The following is a 4,863-nucleotide window of genomic DNA, read 5'->3' as shown; positions in this document are numbered from 1 at the left end:
GCCAGTCGTTTGGCGGTAGCCACTGATAACAGCGTATACCAACAACTCCCTCAAGCGGTTGTACACCCTAGAACAACGAATGATGTTGCTCTTATAGGTAAGGTTAGTTCAAAACCCGAATATAAGCGTATTACATTTTCGCCACGTGGTGGCGGCACAGGGACCAATGGTCAGTCTTTGACCAAAGGCATTGTGGTGGATTTATCTCGCCACATGAATTCTGTGTTAGAGATCAATGAAAAAGAGGGTTGGGTTCGCGTTCAAACTGGGATCATAAAAGATCAGTTGAATGATGCCGTGCGCCCATTTGGCTATTTCTTTTCTCCAGAGCTGTCCACCAGCAATCGCGCCACGCTCGGTGGAATGGTCAATACCGATGCATCGGGGCAAGGATCACTGAAATACGGCAAAACCTCCGATCATGTCCTGTCGCTTCAAGCGGTCTTTGCAGACGGAAGTATATTGGAATCAGATTTGTCTTTGGGTCAACCACAAGCGCAGACACAAGCTGCGATGGCTCTCGATATTACCGAGAAAGTTTGTCGCGATAACCGTGAAAAAATTCTTGATAAGTTTCCGCCGCTCAATCGATTCCTAACGGGCTATGACTTAAAAAACGCCATTGATGAGAGCGAGCAATTTGATTTCACTCGCGTGTTGTGTGGCTCTGAAGGCTCCCTTGCTTTTATCACGGAAGCTAAATTAAACCTCACGCCTATTCCAAAAGCGCGCACCTTAGTCAACGTTAAGTATTCCAGTTTTGATGCGGCATTACGCAATGCCCCGTTTATGGTAGAGGCCGATGCGCTGTCGGTTGAAACAATTGACTCAAAGGTACTTAACCTAGCAAAACAAGACATTGTTTGGCACAGCGTGAGTGATTTATTGAGAGAAGTGCCAAATCAAGAAATGCTGGGCATTAATATGATTGAGTTCGCAGGCGATGATGAACAAAAGGTTGCCGCTCAAGTTAAAGCATTAAGTGACAAGATTGAAGTTATGATCACCAACGGTGAAGCGGGAATTATTGGCTTTCAAACGTGCAGTGATTTATCGAGCATCGGCAAAATTTACAATATGCGCAAAAAAGCCGTGGGTCTTCTTGGCGGAGCTAAAGGCAAGGCCAAACCGGTCGCTTTTGCTGAAGACACTTGCGTACCCCCAGAAAATTTAGCGGATTTTATTGCTGAATTCCGCCAACTTCTCGATGACAAGCAGCTCAATTACGGGATGTTTGGGCATGTGGATGCGGGTGTATTGCATGTTCGACCGGCTTTAGATCTTTGCGATCCGGAACAAGAACAATTAATGCACCAAATATCGGACCAAGTGGTTCAGTTGGTGGCTAAGTATGGCGGTTTGATGTGGGGTGAGCATGGTAAAGGCTATCGCTCTGAATATGGGCCTGAGTTTTTTGGTGAGGTGCTTTTCCAAGAGCTTCGCCGTGTCAAGAGAGCCTGCGATCCACATAATAAAATGAACCCGGGTAAGGTATGTACACCGTTAGACAGTGATGCAGAGCTCGTTAAGGTATCAGATACCAAACGTGGCTATTATGATCGTCAAATCGATATTGAAGTGAGAGACAGCTTCAAGCAAGCGATGGAGTGTAACGGCAACGGATTGTGCTTCAATTACGATACAGCGTCTCCTATGTGTCCTTCTATGAAAGTCACATCAGATAGGCGTCATTCTCCTAAAGGGCGAGCGGGCCTTGTACGAGAATGGCTTCGTCAGTTAAGTGAGCAGGGTATCGATATCCTTGATATTGAACAAAAAACCTTGTCGGGTCGTTTAAGCATTAAATCGCTACTCGATCGAGTGAGAAACAGAATTAACAAGCGTCATGAATACGATTTCTCGCACGAAGTTTACGAAGCGATGAATGGGTGTTTAGCCTGTAAAGCCTGTGCAAGCCAGTGTCCAATAAAGGTTGACGTACCAAGCTTCCGTTCAAGGTTTCTTAATCTCTATCACACTCGTTATCAGCGCCCAGCCAAAGATTACCTGGTAGCAAATATTGAAACCATGTTGCCACTGATGGCGAAAGCGCCCAAGGTCGTTAACGCCGCTATTCGTCAGCCTTGGGTTCGCAGCCTGACAGAAAAAAGTGTGGGGTATGTCGATACACCGTTGATGTCGGTGCCAACGTTAGCCTCGCAACTGGATAAATCTCATAAGTTTGATTTGCAACGACTCGCAGCGTTATCTAAGCAAGAGAAAAGCAACCATGTACTGATTGTTCAAGATCCGTTTACGAGCTTTTATGACGCTGAAGTCGTCGCTGATTTTATTGCGCTGGTTTCTAAACTGGGTAAAACACCTATTTTATTGCCATTCAAACCCAATGGAAAAGCGCAGCACATCAAAGGGTTCTTGCAGCAATTTGCTTCGAGTGCAAAAAATACCGCTACTTTCCTTTCCATGGTTGCTGATTTGAATATCCCAATGGTTGGGGTTGATCCTGCACTGGTGCTTTGTTACCGAGACGAATATGCTGAGGCATTGGGTAACGACCGAGGAGAATTTGAGGTACTAACAGTACATGAATGGTTGCAACCTCGTTTAGCCGAAATAGACCTAAATCTGGTTAAAGCCAATCAATCAGAGACTAGAGAGCCTTGGTACCTATTGGCGCATTGTACTGAAAAAACTAAGATGCCTAATGCAGAAAAAGAGTGGGGCGAAATTTTCACTCACTTTGGTGCGACATTAAACACGGTTCCAGTAGGTTGCTGTGGTATGGCTGGAACGTTTGGGCATGAAAAAGACAAGCTAGAGATGTCAAAAGACATTTATGCATTAAGTTGGAAACCAAGGCTTCAAGATCTGCCGTCAGAACGTTGTCTAGTGACGGGCTACTCGTGCCGAAGCCAGGTCAAACGTTTCGAGCAGGTGAAAGTGAAACACCCATTACAAGCACTGCTAGACGTTATTGATCGTTGATATAGTTTAGATACGCCAGTGTGTAGATACGGCAGTATATAGATACAAGGTGTGTAGCTAGAAAAGTGTGCAGATAGAAAAGTGTACTGCTTGAAACGTATACCAATGAAACGTGTATCGAAAAATAGCCCAGACGATGATTCTGGGCTATTTTTTTATCTACAGCTCATAAACGGTGTAAAGTTTGTCATAGAGGCCGTCTAATATTAAAAAGAGGATCGAAATGGATAGATTGGAGCTCAAAATCCCGCCGGTAGCGGTGTTTGTGATCGTTATTCTTCTGATGAACTTTGCAGCCAAGAATCTGATGTTCGCGCACATTATTTTCCCTTTCACCTGGCTGGTGTTTTTAGTGTGTTTTATCGCTTCGGGTATCGTTGGGCTACTGGGCATTCGAGAATTTCGCCGAGTAAAGACAACGGTGAACCCAGTGAAGCCCGAAACCGCTTCTTTGGTTGTGGATAGCGGTATCTTTGCTTTTACGCGTAACCCCATGTATTTAGGGCTCTTTATTCTTTTATTTGGAGTGGGGTATTGGTTGCAAAATGGACTTAGCCTTTCCCTTAGTTTTTTCTTTATCGTGTATATGAACCGTTTCCAGATACAACCAGAAGAGAAAGCATTAGAGCGTCTGTTTGGTGCTGAGTACGTAGATTATAAACAGAGCGTTAGACGCTGGATTTGATGGGATGAAAGCGTAAAATCAAAAACACCCGCTTACTGAGCGGGTGTTTCATATTGAACTGTATTTCTAATTCTCTGAGAGGAATAACTGAATTCATTGAATAAGAGAATGAGATAAGACAATGAGGCGAAAAGGTTAAGCCGCTGTAGCAAACTTCTCTAAAAACATGTCTTTACGCTCATTAAAACGGTTAACCAGGTCATCAACGGAATCTTGATCGTAAGGTTTTAGTCCACTGGCTAGCATGCGTTTTACGCCTTTGCCTACAACGATACCATCTTCTTTAAAGGCAAAGTTTAGTGTTACCACGCCACGCTTTCCATCGACATCAAACGTCGCACCGGTAAATTCTACTTCAGGGTGTGTCAAATCGAGTCGTTCAAATTCCACTTCCATGCTTTCATAGATGACCAACGGACGCTGGCAGTTAATCATCATCTGTTGCTCTTCCATCAGTGGGACCATGATGTGAGGGAAGTTCATGCCAGAGAATTGAACGTAGTTTGTAACGACGTGCTCGATGAACGCGGCATCGTGGCTCACATCGCCTTCGCGGTTCATGTGAAGGTATTCTTTGCCTTTTTCGTCAACGAGAGCGCTTTCTTTCTCACATTTGTTTTCAATACTCAGTGCTATACCGTCGTTAACCATACCAGAGAAGTCAAAGCGCATCTTTTTGCTGATGCCTTCTTTTTGAAGCAAGACTGCAAAAAGTAGGTCGCCAGGAACACAAAAGCGTTTGTTATCTTCATCATGAAGAGGGTTAAAATCCCCCGCGACTTTTTTGGCAAAGTGGCTTGCCTGTTCGCGAGTGAACGTGAATTGATGGTCTTGTACTGAAACAAAAGAAGTTAGAAACATAATCTACATTGGGTAGTGAAAACTGGGGAAGATTATACAGGGAAACGCATTTTTAATGGTCCATCCAGTACGTAGTGTTGAATAAACGAACACTTAAGTGAAACAACAAAATAAAAGGCCCACCAATGAATGATGGGCCCCTGAACTATCAATGCTAAAAACGGTCAATACTGATTGCTGTCACTACTTAGTAGCTGTTAAACAGTTGGCCTGGCATTAAGTGGTTATGAATGGCGAGTTTTAGCAATGCATTAGCTTGCTCAATATCTGGAGCGAAGTAACGATCTTTGTCATAAAATGCCACTTTTTCGCGCAGCATTGCTTTTGCTTCTTCAACCCGTGGCGAGGACTTTAACGGAGCACGGAAATCC

The 4,863-nt window shown here is 44.2% G+C and carries 3 protein-coding genes and 1 pseudogene; 2 read left to right on the top strand and 2 right to left on the bottom strand.

Annotated features, from left to right (window positions below; all coding sequences use genetic code 11):
* Both ydiJ and ACP45E_RS21205 read left to right on the top strand, forming a co-directional pair.
* On the top strand, nt 1-2,946 hold a 2,946-nt coding region (ydiJ, locus tag ACP45E_RS21210; protein ID WP_069585516.1), incomplete at its 5' end, for a D-2-hydroxyglutarate dehydrogenase YdiJ.
* A gap of 223 nt (nt 2,947-3,169) precedes the next feature.
* Nucleotides 3,170-3,631: a methyltransferase family protein gene (locus tag ACP45E_RS21205; RefSeq protein ID WP_017035341.1), complete on the top strand. Its 462-nt coding sequence runs from the start codon at nt 3,170-3,172 to the stop codon at nt 3,629-3,631.
* Nucleotides 3,632-3,766: 135 nt separating this feature from the next.
* Here ACP45E_RS21205 and ACP45E_RS21200 read toward each other — a convergent pair whose 3' ends face one another.
* Entirely contained in the window at nt 3,767-4,492 is a 726-nt protein-coding gene (locus tag ACP45E_RS21200) for a DUF3581 domain-containing protein (protein WP_017035342.1), read from the bottom strand.
* A 187-nt stretch (nt 4,493-4,679) separates the two neighbouring features.
* Nucleotides 4,680-4,863: pseudogene (locus ACP45E_RS21195) on the bottom strand (histidine ammonia-lyase); the annotation flags it as partial.

The sequence above is a fragment of the Vibrio genomosp. F10 str. 9ZD137 genome (genome assembly GCF_049974785.1).
In the GTDB taxonomy this organism is placed as follows: Bacteria; Pseudomonadota; Gammaproteobacteria; order Enterobacterales; family Vibrionaceae; genus Vibrio.
Note: the sequence above shows the minus strand (reverse complement) of the source record. Positions and strands in the feature narration are given on the sequence as shown.

Coding starts and splice junctions, on each gene's coding strand:
- ACP45E_RS21200 (WP_017035342.1), bottom strand. CDS start 4,492: ATGTTTCTAACTTCTTTTGTTTCAGTACAAGACCATCAATTCACGTTC.
- ACP45E_RS21205 (WP_017035341.1), top strand. CDS start 3,170: ATGGATAGATTGGAGCTCAAAATCCCGCCGGTAGCGGTGTTTGTGATC.